19 protein-coding genes are annotated in these 21518 nt (G+C 72.8%); 11 read left to right on the forward strand and 8 right to left on the reverse strand.

Annotation, left to right across the window (positions count from 1 at the left end):
* Positions 1-10: 10 nt before the first annotated feature.
* Entirely contained in the window at positions 11-1495 is a 1485-nt protein-coding gene (locus QWM81_RS03395; RefSeq protein WP_290109932.1) for an MFS transporter, read from the reverse strand.
* Between the two features lie 281 nt (positions 1496-1776).
* On the opposite strand from QWM81_RS03395, the gene mfd reads away from it, so the two are divergent.
* The gene (gene mfd, locus QWM81_RS03400; RefSeq protein ID WP_290109933.1) at positions 1777-5307 is read left to right on the forward strand and encodes a transcription-repair coupling factor; all 3531 of its coding nucleotides are present in this window, start codon (positions 1777-1779) and stop codon (positions 5305-5307) included.
* Positions 5308-5379: 72 nt separating this feature from the next.
* Here the strand turns inward: mfd and QWM81_RS03405 are convergent, their stop codons facing one another.
* Positions 5380-6138: a GntR family transcriptional regulator gene (locus tag QWM81_RS03405; protein WP_290109934.1), complete on the reverse strand. Its 759-nt coding sequence runs from the start codon at positions 6136-6138 to the stop codon at positions 5380-5382.
* Between the two features lie 125 nt (positions 6139-6263).
* Here QWM81_RS03405 and QWM81_RS03410 point away from each other — a divergent pair, with 125 nt between their 5' ends.
* The 3 genes from QWM81_RS03410 to QWM81_RS03420 are packed head-to-tail and all read left to right on the forward strand — an operon-like array spanning position 6264 to position 7048.
* A complete protein-coding gene (locus tag QWM81_RS03410) occupies positions 6264-6512 on the forward strand; it encodes a hypothetical protein (protein ID WP_290109936.1) in 249 nt (82 codons plus the stop codon).
* A gap of 39 nt (positions 6513-6551) precedes the next feature.
* Positions 6552-6812, forward strand: coding sequence for a hypothetical protein (locus QWM81_RS03415; RefSeq protein WP_290109938.1), 261 nt, complete (start codon positions 6552-6554; stop codon positions 6810-6812).
* Positions 6809-7048 carry a hypothetical protein gene (locus QWM81_RS03420; protein ID WP_290109939.1) on the forward strand — a complete coding sequence of 80 codons (240 nt, stop codon included), beginning with the start codon at positions 6809-6811 and terminating at the stop codon, positions 7046-7048. Before QWM81_RS03415 ends, QWM81_RS03420 begins: the two co-directional genes overlap by 4 nt.
* Positions 7049-7062: 14 nt before the next feature.
* Here QWM81_RS03420 and QWM81_RS03425 read toward each other — a convergent pair whose 3' ends face one another.
* Together QWM81_RS03425 and QWM81_RS03430 are read right to left on the reverse strand one after the other, a co-directional pair.
* On the reverse strand, positions 7063-7626 hold the full coding sequence (locus QWM81_RS03425) for a dihydrofolate reductase family protein (RefSeq protein WP_290109940.1): 564 nt from the start codon (positions 7624-7626) through the stop codon (positions 7063-7065).
* Positions 7627-7724: 98 nt separating this feature from the next.
* Positions 7725-8291, reverse strand: coding sequence for a TetR/AcrR family transcriptional regulator (locus QWM81_RS03430; RefSeq protein WP_290109941.1), 567 nt, complete (start codon positions 8289-8291; stop codon positions 7725-7727).
* A gap of 89 nt (positions 8292-8380) precedes the next feature.
* Here QWM81_RS03430 and QWM81_RS03435 point away from each other — a divergent pair, with 89 nt between their 5' ends.
* Both QWM81_RS03435 and QWM81_RS03440 read left to right on the forward strand, forming a co-directional pair.
* Positions 8381-9235, forward strand: a complete 855-nt coding sequence (locus QWM81_RS03435; protein ID WP_290109942.1) for an SCO6745 family protein — start codon at positions 8381-8383, stop codon at positions 9233-9235.
* Positions 9236-9251: 16 nt separating this feature from the next.
* Complete coding sequence (locus QWM81_RS03440; protein WP_290109943.1) at positions 9252-9998, forward strand: HNH endonuclease family protein; 747 nt, start codon at positions 9252-9254, stop codon at positions 9996-9998.
* A gap of 115 nt (positions 9999-10113) precedes the next feature.
* On the opposite strand, the gene QWM81_RS03445 is transcribed toward QWM81_RS03440, so the two are convergent.
* Both QWM81_RS03445 and QWM81_RS03450 read right to left on the reverse strand, forming a co-directional pair.
* Positions 10114-10881 (reverse strand): hypothetical protein, encoded by a 768-nt coding sequence (locus QWM81_RS03445; protein ID WP_290109944.1) that lies wholly within the window; start codon positions 10879-10881, stop codon positions 10114-10116.
* A 41-nt stretch (positions 10882-10922) separates the two neighbouring features.
* The gene (locus QWM81_RS03450) at positions 10923-11777 is read right to left on the reverse strand and encodes a DUF4352 domain-containing protein (RefSeq protein WP_290109946.1); all 855 of its coding nucleotides are present in this window, start codon (positions 11775-11777) and stop codon (positions 10923-10925) included.
* A 184-nt stretch (positions 11778-11961) separates the two neighbouring features.
* On the opposite strand from QWM81_RS03450, the gene QWM81_RS03455 reads away from it, so the two are divergent.
* The 3 genes from QWM81_RS03455 to QWM81_RS03465 all read left to right on the forward strand — a co-directional run bounded on the left by QWM81_RS03455 (position 11962) and on the right by QWM81_RS03465 (position 16470).
* Positions 11962-14076, forward strand: a complete 2115-nt coding sequence (locus tag QWM81_RS03455; protein ID WP_290109950.1) for an N-6 DNA methylase — start codon at positions 11962-11964, stop codon at positions 14074-14076.
* Between the two features lie 241 nt (positions 14077-14317).
* On the forward strand, positions 14318-14947 hold the full coding sequence (locus tag QWM81_RS03460) for a hypothetical protein (RefSeq protein WP_290109952.1): 630 nt from the start codon (positions 14318-14320) through the stop codon (positions 14945-14947).
* Positions 14944-16470: a serine/threonine-protein kinase gene (locus tag QWM81_RS03465; protein WP_290109953.1), complete on the forward strand. Its 1527-nt coding sequence runs from the start codon at positions 14944-14946 to the stop codon at positions 16468-16470. Before QWM81_RS03460 ends, QWM81_RS03465 begins: the two co-directional genes overlap by 4 nt.
* On the opposite strand, the gene QWM81_RS03470 is transcribed toward QWM81_RS03465, so the two are convergent.
* Positions 16471-17277: a class I SAM-dependent methyltransferase gene (locus tag QWM81_RS03470; protein ID WP_290109954.1), complete on the reverse strand. Its 807-nt coding sequence runs from the start codon at positions 17275-17277 to the stop codon at positions 16471-16473.
* A 10-nt stretch (positions 17278-17287) separates the two neighbouring features.
* Positions 17288-19891 (reverse strand): YfhO family protein, encoded by a 2604-nt coding sequence (locus tag QWM81_RS03475; RefSeq protein ID WP_290109955.1) that lies wholly within the window; start codon positions 19889-19891, stop codon positions 17288-17290.
* Between the two features lie 126 nt (positions 19892-20017).
* Between QWM81_RS03475 and QWM81_RS03480 the strand changes: the two genes are divergently transcribed.
* Both QWM81_RS03480 and QWM81_RS03485 read left to right on the forward strand, forming a co-directional pair.
* Positions 20018-21016 (forward strand): glycosyltransferase family 2 protein, encoded by a 999-nt coding sequence (locus tag QWM81_RS03480; protein WP_290109957.1) that lies wholly within the window; start codon positions 20018-20020, stop codon positions 21014-21016.
* Entirely contained in the window at positions 21013-21507 is a 495-nt protein-coding gene (locus QWM81_RS03485) for a GtrA family protein (protein WP_290109958.1), read from the forward strand. The genes QWM81_RS03480 and QWM81_RS03485 overlap by 4 nt, the downstream gene beginning before the upstream one ends.
* The last annotated feature ends 11 nt before the right edge of the window (positions 21508-21518 follow it).

Consider the following 21518-nt stretch of genomic DNA (forward strand, 5'->3'; position numbering starts at 1 on the left):
CGCCGGGTGCTCAGTTCTCGTCCGGGAGGACGGGGAAGCGGCGCGGGGCGAGGGTGAGGAGGACCACGAGCGCCAGGACGCCGGCCGCCGCGGCGCCGGCGTAGACGTACTCCACCGCCGCGTCCACCGCCGTGGGCGTGAGCGTGCCGGGGTCGTCGAGGTCGCCGTGGGGGAGGTGGGCGGCGAGGACCGCGTTGGCGATGGCGCCGAAGAGCGCGGCGCCCAGGCTCTGGCCGACCTGGCGGCAGAAGAGGACGGAGGCGGTGGTGGTGCCGCGCTCGGACCACGGGACCGTGGACTGGACGCCCACGATCAGCGGCAGCTGGAACAGCCCGAGGGCGGCGCCCAGCAGCAGCATGATCAGCGCCGGCTGCCAGGGCTCGCCCGGGTAGGGCAGGAGCGGGAAGGCCAGCAGGACCAGGACGGCCAGCGTCATGCCGGTGATCGCGGTGAGGCGGAATCCGATGCGCCTGTAGAGGCGGTTGGAGAAGGCCGCGCTCACGGGCCACGAGAGGGTCATCGCGGACAGGACGAAGCCGGCCGCGATGGGGCCGAGCCCCAGGACGGTCTGGGCGTACGTCGGGAGGAAGACGGTCGGCGCCACCATCAGCAGGCCGAGCGCGCCGAGGGAGAGGTTGACGGCGGCTATGGTGCGGCGGCGCCAGACCCAGCCGGGGATCACCGGCTCGGCGGCGCGGCGTTCGATCACGACGGTCAGGGCGGTCAGCAGCGCGGCGCCGGTGAACAGGGCCAGGGACGGGGCCGACAGCCAGGGCCAGGCCACGCCGCCCTGGACGAGCGCGGTGAGCAGCAGGGTGCCCGTGGCGAAGACGGCCAGGGCGCCGGGCCAGTCGACCCGCGTGGCGGCCCGGGAGGGGCGGGGGGCCGGTTCGACGAGGTGGCGGGCGATCAGCCAGAGGGCGACGGCGCCGACGGGCAGGTTGATCAGGAAGATCCAGCGCCAGTCGGCGTACCCGGCGAGCAGTCCGCCGAGCGCGGGACCGGCGACCGAGGACGTGGCCCAGACGGTGGAGAGGCGCGCCTGGATCCTGGGGCGTTCCTTGAGCGGGTAGAGGTCGGCCGCGATGGTCTGCACGGTGCCCTGGAGCGCCCCGCCGCCCAGGCCCTGGACGATCCGGAAGGCGATGAGGGACGCCATGTTCCACGCGGCGGCGCACAGGAGCGAGCCGATGAGGAACAGGATGATGCCGGCGATCAGGACTGGTTTGCGGCCGAAGGTGTCGGAGAGCTTCCCGTACACGGGGAGGGTGACGGTCACGGCGAGCAGATAGCCGGAGAAGAGCCAGGAGAAGACCGAAAGACCGCCCAGGTCGCCGACGATCTGCGGTACGGCGGTGGAGACGATGGTCCCGTCGAGCGCGGCGAGGGCCATGCCGAGCATCAGCGCCGCGACGACCGGTCCCCGTCCGCGTCCGCTTACGCGTGGTGCGGTGGCCGGTGTCGCGGCGCCGGTGGTCGCGTCAGCTTCGGACACCAAGATCCCTTCCCTATGCACGTATGTCGCCGGGTCAGCCTCTCACTCCGTCCGTGGGGCGGAGAAGCCCTGGGCGGGCCGGCCGGACAGGTCGCATGGGGTAACACCCCTGGGGCGAGCTGTCCGATTGGCACCCGCGCCGCACAGGTTTTCGGACGCTCTGTGGGGCGCGGGGGGTTTCGGGGGCGGGTGTCCTACCGACGCCGTACGCTGGAAACCCCCCGGCCCGTGCGACGTGTCGGGCGGTTCGCGTTGCCCATACCCCCCGGATGGAAGCCTCCATGAGCTTGCACGGTCTGCTCGACGCCGTGGTCAAGGACCCCGCCCTCACCGAAGCGGTGAAGGCCGCCGCCGATGGCCACCGGGCCCATGTCGACCTGGTCGGCCCGCCCGCCGCGCGCCCCTTCGCGGTCGCCGCGCTGGCCAGGGACGCGGGCCGCCCGGTGCTCGCCGTGACGGCGACCGGCCGGGAGGCGGAGGACCTGGCGGCGGCGCTGCGCTCCCTGCTGGACCCGGACACCGTCGTGGACTACCCCTCCTGGGAGACGCTGCCGCACGAGCGCCTGTCGCCCCGGTCCGACACCGTCGGCCGCCGCCTCGCCGTGCTGCGGCGCCTGGCCCACCCGTCGGCGGACGACCCGGCGACCGGCCCGGTCTCGGTGGTCGTCGCGCCCGTACGGTCGGTGCTCCAGCCGCAGGTCAAGGGGTTGGGCGACCTGGAACCGGTCTCCTTGCGCACCGGTCAGCAGGCGGACCTGAACGATGTCGTGGACGGGCTCGCGGCAGCCGCGTACGCGCGCGTGGAGCTGGTCGAGAAGCGCGGCGAGTTCGCCGTGCGCGGCGGGATCCTGGATGTGTTCCCGCCGACCGAGGAACATCCCCTGCGCGTCGAGTTCTGGGGCGACGACGTCGAGGAGATCCGGTACTTCAAGGTCGCCGACCAGCGGTCCCTGGAGGTCGCCGAGCACGGCCTGTGGGCGCCGCCCTGCCGTGAGCTGCTGCTGACGGACGACGTACGGCGCCGGGCGGCCGAGCTGGCCGAGGCCCACCCCGAGCTGGGCGAACTGCTCGGCAAGATCGCCGAGGGCATCGCGGTGGAGGGCATGGAGTCCCTGGCACCCGTCCTCGTGGACGAGATGGAACTGCTGCTGGACGTGCTGCCGGCCGGCTCCATGGCCGTGGTGTGCGACCCCGAGCGGGTGCGCACGCGCGCGGCCGACCTCGTCGCCACCAGCCAGGAGTTCCTCCAGGCGTCCTGGGCGGCCACGGCCGGTGGCGGCGAGGCCCCGATCGACGTCGGCGCCGCCTCGCTGTGGGGGATCGCGGACGTACGGGAGCGGGCGCGCGAGCTCGGCATGATGTGGTGGTCGGTCTCGCCCTTCGCCGCCGACGAGGAGCTCGACGCGGACACCGTCAAGCTCGGTATGCACGCCCCGGAGTCGTACCGCGGCGACACCGCCCGCGCGCTCGCCGACACCAAGGGCTGGCTGGCCGAGGGCTGGCGCACGGTCTTCGTCACCGAGGCCCACGGCCCCGCCGCCCGCACGGTGGAGGTGCTGGGCGGCGAGGGCATCGCGGCCCGCCTGGACGCGGACCTGAAGGACATCTCGCCGTCCGTCGTGCACGTGGCGTGCGGCTCGATCGAGTACGGGTTCGTCGACCCGGGCCTCAAGCTCGCCGTGCTGACCGAGACCGACCTGTCGGGCCAGAAGGCGGCCGGCAAGGACGGCCAGCGGATGCCGACGCGCCGCCGCAAGACCATCGACCCGCTCACCCTGGAGGCCGGCGACTACATCGTCCACGAGCAGCACGGCGTCGGCCGCTACATCGAGATGGTGCAGCGCACGGTCCAGGGCGCCACCCGCGAGTACCTGCTCGTGGAGTACGCCCCCGCCAAGCGCGGCCAGCCGGGCGACCGCCTCTACATCCCCACCGACCAGCTGGAACAGGTCACCAAGTACGTCGGTGGCGAGGCTCCGACCCTGCACCGGCTCGGCGGCGCGGACTGGACCAAGACCAAGGCCCGGGCGAAGAAGGCGGTCAAGGAGATCGCCGCCGACCTCATCAAGCTGTACTCGGCCCGGATGGCGGCGCCCGGCCACGCCTTCGGCCCCGACACGCCCTGGCAGCGGGAGCTGGAGGACGCCTTCCCGTACACGGAGACCCCCGACCAGCTGTCCACCATCGCCGAGGTGAAGGAGGACATGGAGAAGACGGTCCCCATGGACCGCCTGGTCTGCGGCGACGTCGGCTACGGCAAGACGGAGATCGCCGTACGCGCCGCGTTCAAGGCTGTGCAGGACGGCAAGCAGGTCGCCGTCCTCGTCCCGACGACCCTCCTCGTACAGCAGCACTTCGGCACGTTCTCCGAGCGGTACTCCCAGTTCCCGGTCGTCGTCCGCGCCCTGTCCCGCTTCCAGAGCGACACGGAGGCGAAGGCGACGCTGGAGGGTCTGAAGGACGGCTCGGTCGACATCGTCATCGGCACCCACCGCCTCTTCTCCGCCGAGACCAAGTTCAAGGACCTGGGCCTGGTCATCGTGGACGAGGAGCAGCGCTTCGGCGTCGAGCACAAGGAGCAGCTGAAGAAGCTGCGCGCCAACGTCGACGTCCTCACCATGTCCGCCACCCCCATCCCCCGCACGCTGGAGATGGCCGTCACCGGCATCCGCGAGATGTCGACCATCACCACCCCGCCGGAGGAGCGGCATCCGGTCCTCACCTTCGTCGGCCCGTACGAGGAGAAGCAGATCGGCGCGGCGATCCGGCGTGAACTGCTGCGCGAGGGCCAGGTCTTCTACATCCACAACCGTGTCGAGTCGATCGACCGGGCGGCGGCGCGGCTGCGGGAGATCGTCCCGGAGGCCCGTATCGCGATCGCCCACGGCCAGATGTCGGAACAGGCCCTGGAGCAGGTCGTCGTGGACTTCTGGGAGAAGAAGTTCGACGTCCTGGTCTCCACCACGATCGTGGAGTCGGGCATCGACATCTCCAACGCCAACACCCTCATCGTCGAGCGCGGCGACAACTTCGGGTTGTCGCAGCTGCACCAGCTGCGCGGCCGCGTCGGCCGTGGGCGGGAGCGCGGGTACGCCTACTTCCTCTACCCGCCGGAGAAGCCGCTCACGGAGACCGCCCACGAGCGCCTCGCGACGATCGCCCAGCACACCGAGATGGGCGCCGGCATGTACGTCGCCATGAAGGACCTGGAGATCCGCGGCGCGGGCAACCTGCTGGGCGGCGAACAGTCCGGCCACATCGCGGGCGTCGGCTTCGATCTGTACGTACGCATGGTGGGCGAGGCGGTCGCGGACTACCGCGCGTCCCTGGAGGGCGGCGTGGAGGAGGAACCGCCCCTGGAGGTCAAGATCGAGCTCCCGGTCGACGCCCACGTCCCCCACGACTACGCGCCCGGCGAGCGGCTGCGCCTCCAGGCCTACCGCGCGATCGCCTCGGCCAATTCGGAGGAGGACATCAAGGCGGTGCGCGAGGAGCTCACCGACCGCTACGGCAAGCTCCCCGAGCCGGTCGAGAACCTCCTCATGGTCGCCGGCCTGAGGATGCTGGCCCGCGCCTGCGGCGTCGGCGAGATCGTCCTCCAGGGCCCGAACATCCGCTTCGCCCCGGTGGAGCTGCGCGAATCGCAGGAGCTGCGCCTCAAGCGCCTCTACCCGCGTACCGTGATCAAGGCCCCCGCCCGCCAGCTCCTGGTCCCCCGCCCCACCACGGGCAAGATCGGCGGCAAGCCGGTCGTGGGCCGCGAACTCCTGGCCTGGACGGGCGAGTTCCTGACCACGATCCTGGACTCCTAGGGCAGGGCCCGGCGGGGGCGGCTCTCATGGAGGGGGCCGCCCCCGGTGCTGCCCGGCGTGCGTGCGGGCCGCCTACTCCCGGTCGGCGCCGAACTCGTAGGCCACTTCCCAGCGGACGTCCGGAACGACGATGTCCGCCGTCTCGACCGGGCGCCCTCCGTTGTCGTAGTACGTTCGCTCGATCGCCAGGACGAGATCACCGAGACTGATCCCCAGCAGATTGGCCTGCTCCTCAGTGGCCCGCGCCGGTCGCGGCACCTCCACCGCGGTGTCGATGACGACTCCGATCGAGCGCATCCGTTCCACCACGCCCTTGCCCGCGAGCGGCCCCATCTCGGGAAGGACGACAGGGGTGCCGTCGGTGATCGACATGGGCTCCCAGGAGGTGGAGAGCTGAACCGGCTGTCCGTCCGCCAGGAACTCGTACCGGGTGACGACGCAGAGTTCGCCCGGCTCGATGGCGAGCCGCTCGGCGATGTGCGCGGGGGCCGGGGTACGGGCCTCACTGTGGGATTCCCACGTGCCCACGCTGCCTCGCTCCTTCATGTCGGCGCGGAAGGGAGAACCGCCGCGCCGTTCACGGTGGCGTGAGCGCACCATGCGCATGCGCTCGCGCGGCTTGCGGACGTACGTACCCGAGCCGGCACGTCCTTCGAGGAGCCCCTCGACAATGAGCCGGTCCATGGCTCGCTGCGTGACATTGCGCCCCACGCCGTACTCCTCAGCGAGCTGAGCCCGCGAAGGCAGACGCTCACCTACGGCCCATTCCCCGGCGAGGACCCGCGCACGCAGGGAGTCGGCTACCTCAAGGTACGGGGCCTCTCGGGGCATTGGCGGCTCTCCGTTTCCCCTGGGGGGCGGTTCGACGTTCACACGGGCATTGACAAGCTACTGCATCAGGTCCAAGCTACTGGAGTAGCAATACGCGCTGTAGTCGGTCGCTCACGGGGGATGTTGTGCGCTCTTACCGTTCTCGGGCCGCCGCACTGGCCGCGCACCTGGCGGCGATGGCGGGTGGCGAGCCGCAGGCCCGGGAGACACCCGAGCTGATCCGTATCGGGGTCGCACTTCCCGCGCGGCTGAGCGAGGCCGGCCGCCGGGCGCTCCTGGCGGCCTTGGCCGACGCCGACCGGTACGGACACGACCTCACGGTCGACGGCGCAACCCTGTGGGTCGAGATCGGTCGGATGCCCCGATGTCCCTGACGCCCATCGCGCTCCCCTCCTGACGGAAAGGCACGGCACATGACCGCCTCCTTGTCACGACTGACCAACTGGCTACGCGCCCTGTGCGCCGTCCGGCGTGGCCACCACCGGGCGGACGGCGCGCGGCCCGCACCACCGCCGCAGGCTCCACCCGTCACCGTCCGGCGACCCGCGGCGACCGTACGGCACTGGTACGAGCCCCTCGACGGCACTGCGACCGCGCTGGTCCGGCCGTATCTGCGGGCGTACGAGCAGGAGCACGCGTGGCGCTGCGCGGCCTGGGTGGAGGTGGCCGTATGAGCGTGCGGGAGTTGCCGTGGACCGGCGTCGACGGGAAGCGGTGTTACGTCATCGGCGATGGCGACGGCCCCGTCTCCCGCCTCGCGGACGACATCGAGGCGGCCCAAATCGGTCTGGCGAGACACCTGCTGGGCCGTGCGGAGCGCGCGCAGCCGCAGGACAACGATCTGCTCGCGCTCATCGCCCAGCTGGCCGACGCTGTGGGCGGCGCGTTGCGGGTCACCGAAGGCGGCTGAACCGCCCCCGCTCCTCAGGGGCGCTTCGGCTCCAGGTGGAGCGCGGTGATCCCGCAGGCGAAGGGGCGGGCGGTGACCAGGCGGAGTCGCTGATAGGCCCCCGTGTTGGGGAAGACGGGCATTCCGGAGCCGAGCGCGGTGGGGTTGACGAGCAGGTGGAGCTCGTCGAGCAGGTCCTCGGCGATCAGGCTCTGTACGAGCGTGGCGCCGCCGTAGGCGATGATGTCGCCGCCCGGCTGGGCCTTGAGCTTGTGCACGGTCTCGGCGAGGTCGCCGCCCGCGACGACGGCGTTGTCCCAGGGGGACTCGGTGAGGGTGCGGGAGATGACGACCTTGGGCGTGGTGTTCATCTTGTCGATGGACGCCTGGTCCTCGCCCTCCGGCCCGGCCGCCCAGGTGGGGATGAACCCCTCGGCGAGCTTGCGGCCGAGCACGATGCAGTCGACCGGTTCGGTGAGCGCGTCGAGGTAGGCGTTGATGTCGTCGGTCCACGGGAACGTCAGCCAGTCCATCTCGCCGTTCGGGCCGGCCATGTAGCCGTCGACGCTCATCTGGACCTGAAGCTTGAACGTGCGCATGGGGTGCGTTCCTTATCCATCGCGGAGCTGTTGGTGTCGTCGTCCATGCAGACCGGCGCCGGGGCGCAAACTCATCGGCCGGCCGTAGGGATTGTCGATCAGGTCCTGAACAGCAGGCCGGTGAGCGAGCTGAAGACGTCCTCCGGGGCCCGGTCGCCCACCGGGTCGGTGAGGTTGTGGGTCAGGAACAGGGTCGCGAAGCCGTGGGCCAGGGACCAGGCCGCGATGCCCGCGAGGCGGGCGTCGTCCGTGTCGACCGCCTCGGCCACGGCCTCGCGCAGGCGGTCGCCCGCGCGGGACTTGGCCTCCGCAAGGGCCGGATCGGTGGGGTGGTGGAGGTCCGGCTGGAACATGACCTGGAAGTGCGCCGGGTGGTCCGTGGCGAAGCGGACGTACCGTACGCCCGCGTCGCGCAGGCCGGCGGCGTCCGCGAGCGTGCTCGCCAGCAGGTCGAAGCCCTCCGTCGCGATGGCGGTCAGCAGCCCCGCGCGGTCCTTGAAGTGGTGGGCGGGGGCCGCGTGGGAGACGCCCGCGCGGCGGGCCAGGCCGCGCAGGCTCAGCGCGGCCGGGCCGTCGGTGCGGATGACGTCGAGGGCGGCGGTGAGGACCGCCCGCCGCAGGTCTCCGTGGTGGTAGGCGTCTCGGCTGCCGGTGCTTCTCGTCATGGGATCAGCGTATGCCCCATCTAGGCATTGACAAGTTGGGGTTCGGTGGGGACGCTCCATCTAGGCAATGTCTAGATGGGGGGTCGGTCATGGACGTCACGCGCGTACGCCGGATGTGGCACCTGCTGGAGCCGCTGCACGCGGTGCTCTACTACGCGCCGGAGGCCGTCGAGGAGGCCGCAGCCCTCGGGTACGGCACCGAGGAGCGCTGGCCGGCTTACTTCGCGTGGCGGGCCGCGCCGCTCGGGGCCGTGGGCGCCGGACCGGTGGCGGCCGCGTTCTACAGCTTCAGCCCCGCGATGGTGGAGCGGTACGTGCCGGCCGCGTGGGACGTCGCCGCGCCCGGGGACGTACTCGCGGCGCGGCTGCGGGCGGTGGACCGGTTCTACCGGCGGCTGCTCGGGCCGGCGGTGCGCGAGCTGGACGCGGCAGCCGCCCTCGCGCGCCGCGCCGCCGAAGCCGCCGTACCCGCCGGGCGGCCCCTCGCCGCCGCCAACGCCGCCCTGGAGTGGCCCGAGGAGCCGCACCTGGTGCTGTGGCAGGCCGCGACCGTGCTGCGCGAGCACCGTGGCGACGGGCACCTCGCCGCGCTGCTCACCGCCGGGCTGGACCCCGTCGAGGCGCTCGTCTCGTTCGCCGCCATCGGCGCCGCGTCCACGCAGACCTTCGCCAGTCGCGGCTGGAGCGAGGCGGAATGGGCCGCCGCCCGCGAACGGCTCGCCGCCCGCGGGCTCGTGACGGCGGACGGCGCCGCGACCGACGCGGGGCGCGCCCTGCGCGCCGAGGTCGAGCGGCGTACGGACGAACTGGCCGCCGGCCCCTGGGTGGCCCTCGGCGACAAGGACACGGAGCGGCTCGCCGAGGCGCTCGGCGGCGCATGGGTCGCCGTTCTGGGCGCCGGGCTGCTGCCGCGCGAGAACACCCTGGGGGTGGGCAAGGTGTAGCCCCTACGATTCGGGCATGCGTACGCCCCGAACCGCCCTGCCCGCCGCGGCCCTCGCCGTCGCCGCGTCACTCGCCGTCGCGGGATGCGAGACCGCCGTTGACGGCCCGTCAGGTCCGGAGTCGTCCGCGGGTGCGTTCAGTCCGCTGCGCAACCCGGACGGTACGAAGCCGGGCCTCGCACCCCTCACCTCCGACGCCGACCGCTCCGAGGCGCGCCGGCTCCTCGAACGGCTCGCCGTGAAGGGGCGCGGCCCGAAGACCGGGTACGACCGGGACGAGTTCGGGTACGCCTGGATGGACACCGCGGACGGCGTACCACTGGCCCGCAACGGCTGCGACACGCGCAACGACCTGCTCCGGCGCGACGGCCAGGAGGTGCGGTTCCGCAAGGGGTCCACCTGTGTGGTCGTGGCGATGACCCTGAACGACCCGTACACCGGCAAGGCGATCGAGTGGCGCAAACAGCGGGCCGCCGAGGTGCAGATAGACCACGTCGTACCGCTGTCCTACAGCTGGCAGATGGGCGCCTCCCGCTGGCCGGAGCGCAAGCGCGAGCAGCTGGCGAACGACCCGCTGAACCTGCTGCCCGTCGAGGGCCGCGCCAACTCGGCGAAGGGCGACTCGGGCCCGGCGTCCTGGCTCCCGCCGGACAGGCGCATCCGCTGCGCGTACGCGGTGCGGTTCGCCCAGGCCGCGCTCAAGTACGAGCTGCCGGTCACGGCGGCGGACAAGGGCATGATGCTGCGGCAGTGCGGCGGTTGAGCCGATGACCGCGCTGTACGCCGAGCGCCATGCGCGGGTACGGGACCGGCTGTGAACGTACGGGAGGGGAGGCCGCACCCCTGTGGCGGCCTCCCCTCCCGGGTCCCCACGGGCCCTACTGCCAGGACTGGTGCTGCCCCAGCTGGTCCGGGTCGAGGATGTCCTTCGCTGCGGGCTTCTTCGCCGGGACCGGCTTGTCGTACGCGGAGAAGGACATCGTGCCGGGCTCCTCGCCGCCCTTCTGCTCGATCTTCAGCAGGTACGGCTTGCCTTCCGTGGCGACGTACATCGTGGTCGTCGTCCCGCCGCTGGACTCGGTGAGCCGCAGGGCCTTTCGGCCGCCCACGGTGGTCTCCTCGCCCCTGCGGGCGGAGGTGAGGCCGGTGTCGAAGTCGGCCAGCATCGCGTCCAGTTCGCAGAACGCCAGACTGTCCTTGTTCGAGGGGTCGGCCACGTCCGTCGCCACCCATCGGCCGCGCAGTTGCTTGAGGACCGCCGCGTTCTCCTCGGCGGAGCCCCCCTCGTTCTGTTCGCGGAGGAACGCCTCGTCGAAGCGCATGTACGCGACCTTGCTGTCGGTCTTGAGGATCTCCGCCGTGCCCGTGGGGCCGAGGGTGAGGGTGCCCGCGCACCGGCCCTTGGTGTCCATGGACATGTACGCCCTGATCCGGCCGTCGGCGTCGCCGTCGGAGGCCGAGAGGTTCACGTCGAGGGTGAGGGAGGAGGCGGTCTTGGTCGCCGCGATGGCCTTGTTGGCTATCTGGGGGCCGGACAGGCCCGCGAACGGGCCGGTCGCCTCGGCCTCCTGGCCGAGCGGGCCGCACGCCGTGAGGCCGAGCACCGTGACGCCGAGCACAGCGGTGGCGCGGACGATGGCACGCATGGGGATGTTCTGCAGAAGGGGAGGAAGGGGAAGGGGGCGGGTCAGAGCTTCAGCTCCCACTGGGAGGCGTTGTAGTCGAAGCCGGGGGTGACCTCGACGGTCAGGTTCTTCGCGGTGGCCGGCGCGTCGAAGGCGTACTTCACCGTGGCCTTCTTGCCGGGCATCACCGTGCCCTGGAAGCCCGTGCCGTACGTGTCGCCGTCGAAGATCTCCTCGGCGTTGACGCCGTCCTCGCCCGCGCGGGCGCTCACGGTGACCGTGCTCGTGTCGAACCTCTCCTTGCCCGCGTTCTCGATGACGATCGTGACCTCGTACGCCTTGTTGCCCTTGGTGTGGCCGCTGGCGAACTCGCCGGGCTCGATGGACGTGGCCTCGGAGACGGTGACCTGGAGGTCGTCGTCGTAGATGGAGGTGTCGCCGGCGGCCAGGCCCTTGCCCTTGTCGCCCTTGGCGCCGTCGCCCGCCGTGCCGCTGTCGCCCTTGGCGCTCTCACCGGCCGCCGGGGCCTTGGTGGCGGTCTGGCCGAGATCCTTGTTGAGCTCGTTCACCGCGTCGTCCACGGCCTTGAAGGTGATCACCGCGCCGACCACCGAGAGGATCACGGCCACCAGGCCCAGGATCGCGCCGGTCGTCGTGACGCCCTTGTTGGTGGCCTCGCCGCGCTTGACGCGGCCCCGGCCGGACAGGCCGAGGATCAGGGCGATCAGGCCGAGGATGCCCGCCAGCCAGAAGAAGAAGGGGATGAAGCCCGAGACCGTACCGATGATGCCGAGCACGAGTGCCGTGGTGCCCAGCCCGTTGCGGGCCGGGTGCGCCGGCTGGGTCGGCTGGGCCGGCGGCTGCGGGGCGGCGGGCTGGTCGGCGCCGTACGGAGGCTGCTGCATGGAGTGGGACATGGGGTTGCCCTCCCGGACATGACTGAGGTGTGACCGGGTCTGCCGCAGGGCCCCCGTGTCGTGGTGCGTCAATAAGAACAGAGCCTGTGAACCGAGTCAACACGGCTTACGTGGGGCAGGTTTATCCACAGTGTGAAACGAAGGGTTCGGCGTGCCGCTGTACGATCGGGGACACAGCAGCGGGATGAGGGGAGTCAGCCACGTGCCGGACAACGCAGCAGAGGTGACCGGGGCGGCGGGCGCGGCCGAGGTCACCGCGGCCGGGATCGCCCGGCTCGCCGGGGTGGGACGGGCCGCCGTCAGCAACTGGCGGCGCCGGCACGCCGACTTCCCCAAGCCCGTGGGCGGCACGGAGACCAGCCCCTCCTTCGCCCTCGGCGACGTCGAGCGGTGGCTGCGCGCCCAGGGCAAGCTCGCCGAGGTGCCGCTGCGCGAACGGGTCTGGCAGCAGGTCACCGCACACCCCGCCGGCGCGGTCACGGCGCTCGTCCACGCCGGCTGCGCCCTCCTGCTCGTACGGGACAGGTCCAGCGGCTGGCTGAAGCTGACCGCCCTGTCCGACGAGCGGATGGCCGAGCTGCTGCCCACCGCCCTGGAGGAGGTTCTGACCCTCCGCTTCGGCGTCGAGCGGGCCGTGCCCACCCCCCACCTGAGCGCGCTCCTGCCCTCCGTCCCACTGCTGCGCGCCGTCACCGAGCTCGCCGCCGAGACCGGCGCCCGGCAGGCCTTCGAGTTCCTCCTCGGCCGCCACCTGGACGCCAACCCGCGCCAGTACACCCTCACCCCGCCCGGGCCCGCCGCCCTCATGGCCGAGCTCGCGGGCCGGGCCGAAACCGTCCTCGACCCCGCGTGCGGCACCGGCGCCCTGCTGTGCGCCGTCGCCCGGCCCACCGCTGTGTACGCCCAGGAAACCGACCGTGACCTGGCCGCGCTCACCGCCCTGCGGCTGGCGCTGCACTCGGAAGCCGAAATCCGTGCCCAGGTGGGCGACGCCCTGCGCGCCGACGCGTACCTGGGGCTCACGGCCGACGCGGTCCTCTGCCACCCGCCGTTCAACGAACGCAACTGGGGCCACGACGAACTGGCCTACGACCCGCGCTGGGAGTACGGCTTCCCGGCCCGCACCGAATCCGAACTGGCCTGGGTCCAGCACGCCCTGGCCCGGCTGCGCCCCGGCGGCACCGCCGTCCTGCTGATGCCGCCCGCCGCCGCGTCCCGCCGCTCCGGCCGCCGCATCCGCGCCGACCTGCTGCGCCGCGGCGCCCTGCGGGCGGTCGTCGCCCTGCCGGCCGGCGCGGCACCCCCGTACGGCATTCCGCTCCACCTGTGGGTGCTGCGCAAGCCCGTCACGGGCGCCCCCGCCTCGCCCGAGCTGCTCGTCGTGGACGCCTCGGAACACACCGACGCCCGCCGGGACAAGCTCGACTGGCAAGCCGTCCACAACGCCGTACTCGACGCGTGGGGGCCCTTCGACAAGCACGGCACCGTCACCGAACAGCCCGGCGCCCACCGCTGCGTGCCCGTCATCGAACTCCTCGACGACGACGTGGACCTGGCACCCGCCCGCCACCTGCCGCCCCAGGCCGCCGCCGGAGGCGCCGACGAGCTGGCCGCCGTGCGCGACCGGCTGACGGCCGTGCTGCGCCGGACCGGCGAGCTTACCCCGCCCCCCGTCCGGCCCGCCGCCCGCACGGCACCCCTTCGCGCCCCCGGTGTCACCGTGGGCGAACTGGCCCGCACCGGCGCCCTGGAACTGCGCGCGGGCGGCGCGGGCGGTGCGGGTGGTGCGGGCGGTGCGGGTGGCGGCACCGGCGGCACGGGGGCCGTCCCCGTCCTCACCGAGCAGGACGTCCTCGCCGGCCAGGCCCCTTCCGGCAGCCTCCCCGAAGGGCCGGGCGAGCAGCCCGTGCTCGTACGCGCCGGTGACGTCGTCGTCCCCGTCCTCGGCGGCGGGTCCATCGCCCGCGTCGTCGACGACGCCACGGCGGGCGCCGCGCTGGGCCGCAACCTCCAGCTGCTGCGCCCCGACCCGGCGGCCCTCGACCCCTGGTTCCTGGCGGGGTTCCTGCGCGGCACCGCCAACAACCGGCAGGCCAGCAGTTACGCGTCCACCGCCACCCGCCTCGATGTACGGCGCCTCCAACTGCCCCGCCTTCCGCTCGCCGAACAGCAGCGGTACGGCGAGCGGTTCCGCGCCCTGGCGGAGTTCGAGGAGGCGCTGCGCCTGACGGGGCGGCTGGGGGAGCGGCTGGTGCGGGGCATGTACGACGGGCTGACGGACGGCACGGTGGAGGCCTGAGGGCTCAGGACTGAGGACTCAGGACTGAGGACTGAGGACTGATGCCCCTCAGGCACGGGGCGTGGGCGCGGGGCGTGAGCGCGTGGCCTGAGCAGCGGGGCGTGGGCGGCGGGGCGTGAGAGAGGGGGCACGCATCCGTTTGTTGATCGGTTCAACAACGGTTCCGTACAACCCGGGGCCGGTTGTCGGTGTCGGTGTATACGCTCACTTCCGTATCCGACTCGTTCGCCCAGGAGCAGCAATGTACGGCCCCGGCCCCGGCATCGTGCCGCCTCAGCCCCGTCGCCCGTCGACGACGGCGGTGGTCGTGCTGCGCGTCGTCTTCGCGCTCCTGCCGCTGCTGAGCATCGGCTTCCTGACGTGGGCGACGACGCTGCGGCTCGCGATCGTGACCCGCAAGGCGCTGGACTGGGCGCTGTTCGCCCTGTCCGTCGTGTTCATCATCGTCGGCCTGGCCTTCACCACCGATGACATCGACTCGCTCCAGATGGACCTGGCGATGGGTGGCATCATCCTGAACGCCGCGGTCTTCACCGGCTACTTCCTGTACGCCGACCTCCGCCACTACGAGCGGCGCTACGCCGAGCCCGCCCCGAACCCGTACGCGGCGACGTTCCCCCAGCAGACGGCCGGTTACGGCTATCCGCAGCCCTACGGGCACACGCCCCAGCCCCACCTCCAGCCACCGATACCCCCGCAGCCCCACCTCCAGCCCGAGCCCCAGCTCCAAGCCCCGGCCCCCGCCCCGATCCAGCCGCAGCCGCAGCCCCAGCCGCCCGCCCCCGCCAAGCCCCCGTCGCACCGCATCGACCAGGTGCGCGCCGAGCTCGACGAACTCAGCGACCTCCTCCGCAAGGAAGAGGACAAGTGAGCGGACGGGTCATCGCCGGGCGGTACGAGCTGTCCACCGTCATCGGCCAGGGCGGCATGGGCCAGGTCTGGACCGCCTACGACGGCCGGCTCGACCGCCGCGTCGCCGTCAAGCTGCTGCGCCCCGACCACATGGCCGCCGCCACCGCCGCCGACGAGATGCGCCGCCGCTTCGTCCGGGAGTGCCGCGTCACCGCCCAGGTCGCCCACCCCGGCCTGGTCACCGTGCACGACGCGGGCGGCGACGGCGACGACCTGTTCCTGGTCATGCAGTACGTGGAGGGCGCCGACCTCGCCGACCACCTCGCCGAGCACGACCCGTACCCCTGGCAGTGGGCCGTGTGCGTGGCCGCCCAGCTGTGCGCCGTGCTCGCCGCCGTGCACGCGGTGCCGATCGTCCACCGCGACCTCAAGCCCCGCAACGTCATGGTGAAGCCGGACGGCACGGTCACCGTCCTGGACCTGGGCGTCGCCTCGGTCATCGACACCGACACCACCCGCCTCACCCACACCGGCTCGCCCATCGGCAGCCCCGCCTACATGGCGCCCGAGCAGGCCATGGGCGGCGCCGTGGGCCCGTACACCGATCTGTACGCGCTGGGGGTCCTGCTCCACGAACTGCTCAGCGGCAACGTGCCGTTCGCCGGCTCCACCGCCCTCGGCGTCCTCCACCGCCACCTGTACGAGCCGCCGGTGCCCGTCCGCCGGCTGCGCCCCGAGATCCCCGAGGCGCTCGAAGCGCTGGTCCTGCGGCTGCTCGCCAAGGACCCGCAGCACCGCCCGTCCGGTGCCCAGGAGGTGTACGAGGCCCTCGCGCCGCTGCTGCCCGGGCGCGGCGCCCCGGCCGGCCCCCTTGACCCGACCCGGCCCTTCCTCCGCCCGCATGCCCCGTGGCCCGACCGCGCCACCACCCCGGCGCCCGTGCCGCAGCCGGCCGTCGCCCCCGCCGCCTCCCGCCCCGATGTCGCGGCAGCCGTCGACGAGGTCAAGCGGCTGCTCGGCGAGGGCAGCATCACCCAGGCCGTCGACATCCTCGGCGGGATCCTCCCGGCGGCCGCCGCCGAGCACGGCGAGCACTCACCGGTCGTACGGATCCTGCGCAAGCAGTACGCGACGACGCTGATGGACGACGGGCAGTACCGGCGCGCCCTGCCCGAGCTGCGGCGCCTCGCCGACGACCGGTCGGCCGAGGCGGGCCCGGCCGACCCGCAGACGCTGCAGTTCCGGTACGACGCGGCGCAGTGCCTGGAGCAGTTGGGCGAGACGGCCGCCGCGCTCGCCGAGTACCGGGCGGTCCTGCCGTACTACGAGAACGGGCAGTCGGCCGGCGCCGACCCCGCCCGCGCCTTCGACATCCGCCACCGCATAGGCCACCTGCTGCTGGCGATGGGCGACCACACGGGTGCGTACCAGCAGTTGCAGAGCCTGCTGTACGACACGGAGCGGACGTACGGCCCCTACCACCCGCTCGCGGCGGACCTGCGCCGCGCGCTGGACCGCCAGCAGCGGATGCGCGGTATCTGACTAGTCCACGCGGCAGTACACCGAGTCGGCGACCCGGCCGAGGCCGGTGAGGCCCGCCGGGCGCGGCTGGTGGCCCAGCACCACGATGGCGCCGGGCGCCGCCAGCTCGCGTACCGCCGCCAGGTCGGGGTCGCCGTTCACCACGATCACGCCGTAGCGGCGGTCGGCGATCCGCTGCCGTACGCCCGGGTCGCCGAAGACGCCCTGTTCGATCCGCGCCGTGTCCGCCGCGCCGGGGACGGCCCCGCCCAGCGCGAGGTTGGCCCGCACCATGTGCGCGCGTGTGGGCGGGCCGTCCAGGGGGTCGACGATCGTCAGCCGCGCCTCGACGCCCTCGCGCCGCAGCATCCGTTGCAGCGCGGCCGCGAACAGCCCGTGCAGGGCGCCGATCTCCAGCACCTCGCCGTTCGGCGGGCCGAGCAGCGGTACGGTCGCCAGCCGCCCGCACACGTCCGAGACGGTGCCGGCGAGGCCGCCCGCCCCGAGCGCCTCTAGCGCCACCAGGTGGCGGTAGGCGACGGTGATGTCGTGCCGGGCCCGTTCGCCGCTGTCACCGGTGACGGCGCGCACCTCGCGTACGAGCGTGTCGACCTGGGTGGCGGTGGGCATCCGGTGCCCGTCGCGCCCGGCCTGGTCGAGCAGCAGCCCGAGGCCGTAGCTCTGGCGCCGCAGGTCGGCCACCTCGTGGTGCAGGGCGTCGAGGTCGGACTGGAACGCGGTGGTCACGCGCTCCATGCGCTGCTCGACCAGGGCGAACGCGGGGCGCAGGACCCGCTTCGCCAGCCGGTTGCTCAGAAGAGAGGGCATGCGGCGCAAGCTACGCGCCCCCGGCGGGCGGCCGGGCCACGGAAGGGTGCTGCGCGGATGAAGTCTTGGTGTCGCGCAGGCGACCCGCACCCCGGCCCGGCGCCCGCGCCACCAGCCGGCCCGGCGCCCGCGTCATCAGTCGGCCCGGCGCCCGCGCCACCAGCCGGCCCGGGCCCCGCGACCCCGCCCGCCACAGCACCAGCGCGGCCAGCGCCGCCGCCCCCACCCCCGTACCGGCCCGCAGGCCGGGTGGGCGGAAGGCGCACTCCACCGACGACGGGGCGGTGCGCGCGGCCACGTCGACCGCGACGAGCCCGCCGTACGAACCGGCCGGGCGGCCTTCGCAGCGCCAGCCCGCGATGCGGGGAGCCGCGAGCACGGCCGTGCCGCGGGGGCCGGGCGGCAGGTCGGCGCGCACGCCGTCTGCGGTGACGTGCACCGCTACCGCGCCGGTCGCCTTCAGCCGGGCGACGGCCTTCGCCAGCCTGGCCCGGTCCAGGCACCCGACGCTGCCGGGCGGCACCGCGCCTCTGCCGTCCAGCGTCACCCGCACGCCCGCCGTGCGCTGCGTACCCAGCGGCACCATCGCCGCCCGCCGCTTGGGCAGCCCGCCGCTCAGCCGCACCGGGGCGCCGGCCCCCAGGCGGGCCGTCCCGCTGAAGTCGGGCGCCCACAGGTGGACGTCGCTGCCGACCGGGCACGCGCCATCGGCGGGGAGGTCGTAGACGCGCGACCCGAGCAGCAGCTCCTGGTTGCGGAACGGCGAAGCCCCGTACCGAAGTTCCCGCCCCGGCGGCCGAAGCGTCACCAGCGGAAGCACGTGCTCGCGCGGCAACACCCCCGGGCCCCGCAGTACCTCCGGGCCTCGCGGCACCCCCTGGCCCGGCAGCACACCATCGCGCCCCAGCACCTCCTCGCGCCGCAGCACATCCTGGCCCCGCAACACCTCCTGACCCCGCACCAGGTCCGCCCCCCGCACCCGCGCGCCCACCGCGAACAGCGCGTCCGTCACCGGGTTGTCCAGGGACTGCACGCTCCGCCCGTTCGACGTCCAGCCGCCGCCCAGCGCCGCCAGCGTCCGCGTCAGCACCGCCGGCGTATGGCTGCTGTAGTACGCCGCGCCCTGCCCGCCCACCAGCAGCGGATCGTTCCCCGTCAGCTGCGGCCGCCCCGGATCGGTGCGGTGGCGCGGCCACCCGTCCGACCCGGCCACGGCCGCCGCCCGCGCCTCGTGCGGCGCGCCCCACGCCGGGTAGTCGTCCAGCCGGGCGGGCCGCTCCCGGTCGGCGTGCGCCGTGGTCGCCGCGGCCTGCCCCACCAGGGCACCCGACAACAGCGCGGCGCCCACCACCGCGTACCCGGGCCGGCGGATCAGCAGCACCGCGCCCACCGCCGCGGCCAGCCCGGCCGCGAACAGCCCGTACGCCCACGCCGTGACCAGGTCACTGGGGGCGGCACCTGCCGCGACCACCCCCAGCACCGCCACCCCGCCCCCCAGCGCCCGCCACCCCGGCCAGCCGTACGACACCGCCGTCCACGCGGTGAGCACCACCACCCCCGCCAGCACGAACGTCTGCCGGTACGGGCTGCCGTTGGGCGTGGCGAATACATGCCACACCAGGTGCGTCGGCTCCCACTGCGCCGACAGCAGGACCGCGACCACCAGGCCCGTCCACACCCACCGCTCCCGCGCCGGCACCCGGCGGTGGAAGGGCAGCGCGGCGGCGAGCAGCAGCGCGCCCGTGCCGAGGAAGACCGCCGGGGTGAAGAAGCCGTACGTCGCCGGCAGCGCCCGGGCCGCCACGTCCGCCCACCCGGCCGGGGCGAACTCCCGCGTCCACCCCGGATACGCGTGCCGCGACCCGAGGAACACCGGCACCAGGACGGGCGCCGCGAGCCCCACCCCGAGCAGCACGGTCCGGGCCGCCCGCCCCAGCACCCGCCACCCAGGCACCCCGCGTATCAGCAGCACCACCATCAGCACCAGCGCCGCGCCGATCGTCGCCATGTACGCCGTATAGAAATTGGCCACCCACGCCACCGCGACGACCACCGGCCCCAGCACCGGGCGCCGACCGTCCCGTACCCACGCGCCCACCAGGCACAGCAGCGGAAACGCGATCAGTCCGTCCAGCCACATCGGGTTGTACGACGCCTCGACGACGGACCAGCCGCACAGGGCGTACGACGCGCCGAGCACCGCCGCGCCCCACCGGCTGCCCGTGCGCAGGGCGAGCAGCAGACCGGTCATCGCGGCCGCGGCGGCCGCCATCTTCGCCACCGTGATCACATACACCGCGAGGTCGATGTCATCGCGCGGGAAGAGGCCGACCAGTACCGAGAACGGGCTGGTCAGATACGTACCGAGGTCGGGCAGGAAGCTGGTGCCGTAGCCCGACCGCCAGTTCAGCAGCAGGCCGCCATCGGCCCGACCGTGCAGCAGGTCCCACAGGTGGGCGTGGAACGGCACGAACTGGTTGCCGAGGTCGTTGACGGCGCGGGTACGCGGCCCGAAGGGGAAGGTGCGGGCGGCGGCGTCACCGGCGCAGACGGCGAGGGCGGTGAGCAGCCCGGCGAGCGCGCACGCCCACGTCCGGGACACATATCTCTGCATGGTGCTGTCGAATATCGCAGGGCCGGAACGTGAAATCACCATCTCCCCGGGCCAGTTCATGCAATGGTCGCCTGCCCGCCATGTGATCCGTCCGCCGCCGACACGCGCGTCGGTTGTCGTTCTTCTGTGCTGATCTCGATAGTTGTGCCGTGCTTCAACGAAGAGGAGATCATCGGCCGCTTCCATGAGCGCGTGACCGCAGAACTCGAATCCCTCGAATCCCTGGGACTCCCCGGATTCCCCGGATTCCCCGGATCCCCCGGGGTGCGATTCGAGCTGGTCTACGTGGACGACGGAAGCCATGACCGTACGCTCCCGCTGCTCGAAGCGATCGCGGCCGCCGATTCCCGTACCCGCTATGTGTCCTTCAGCCGCAATTTCGGCAAGGAGGCGGCGATGCTGGCCGGGCTGCGACACGCGGCCGGTGACGCCGTCGTCATCATGGACGCCGACCTCCAGCACCCGCCCGAGCTGGTGCGCCGCATGCTGCGGCTGCACGGCGAGGGGTTCGACCAGGTCGTGGCCCGCCGCACCCGCACGGGCGACCGGGTCACCCGCACCCTCACCGCCCGCGCCTACTACCGGCTGATCAACCGGCTCGTCGACGTGGAGCTCATGGACGGCGTCGGCGACTTCCGGCTCCTCTCCCGCCGTACGGTCGACGCGATACTGCGACTCACCGAGTACAACCGGTTCTCCAAAGGCATCTTCGCCTGGGTGGGATTCCGCACCACCACGATCGAATACGAGAACGCGGCACGTGAGCAGGGCCGCTCGAAATGGACCTTCGGGAAACTCCTCAACTACGGACTCGACGGCCTGCTCTCCTTCAACAACAAACCCCTGCGCGCCGCCCTCTACCTCGGCCTGCTGCTGGTGTCCGTCGCCGCCGTGTATGCCGTCTGGATCGTCGGTGTCGCCCTGGTGAAGGGAGTCGACACCCCCGGCTATGTCACTCTTCTCGTGACGGTCACCGCACTCGCCGGAGTCCAAATGGTCATGCTCGGAGTCGTCGGGGAGTATGTGGGACGTATCTATTACGAGGTGAAGCGCCGCCCGCACTTCCTGGTGAAGGCGAGCAACACCTCCGCGCCACACCACCACGGGGAGCTCGTACGCCGATGACCGTCCACGGCCGGATCAGTGGCCAGATCGTCAGGTTCGCGCTGGTGGGCGTGGTGAACACCGCCACCTACTACGGCTGCTACCTGCTGCTGCTGGCCCTGACCCCGCTGCCCTACGTCGCCGCGCACGTCGTCGCCTTCCTCCTGGCCATGACCGGGTCCTTCTTCCTGAACTGCCGCTTCACCTACCGGACCCGCCCGACGTGGCGGAAGTTCCTGCTGTTCCCGCTCACCAACGCCGCCAATTTCGCCATCACCACCAGCGGCGTCTGGCTCCTGGTGGACGTCGCGGGCTTCTCCAGCCGGTACGCCCCCCTCGTCGCGGCCGCGGTGGCGATCCCCATCACGTTCGTCGTGTCGCGGACGATCATGCTGCGCCCCGAGACTCCCCATGCGCGTGAGTCGTTGTCCGAAGCAGTGACATGCCAAGCCGTGGCATCCGAAGCAGTGGCGTCCGAAGCCGTGGCATCGGAAGCAGTGACCTCGAAGTAGTGGCCTACGCC

Source organism: Streptomyces ficellus, from assembly GCF_030406405.1.
In the GTDB taxonomy this organism is placed as follows: domain Bacteria; phylum Actinomycetota; class Actinomycetes; order Streptomycetales; family Streptomycetaceae; genus Streptomyces; species Streptomyces ficellus_B.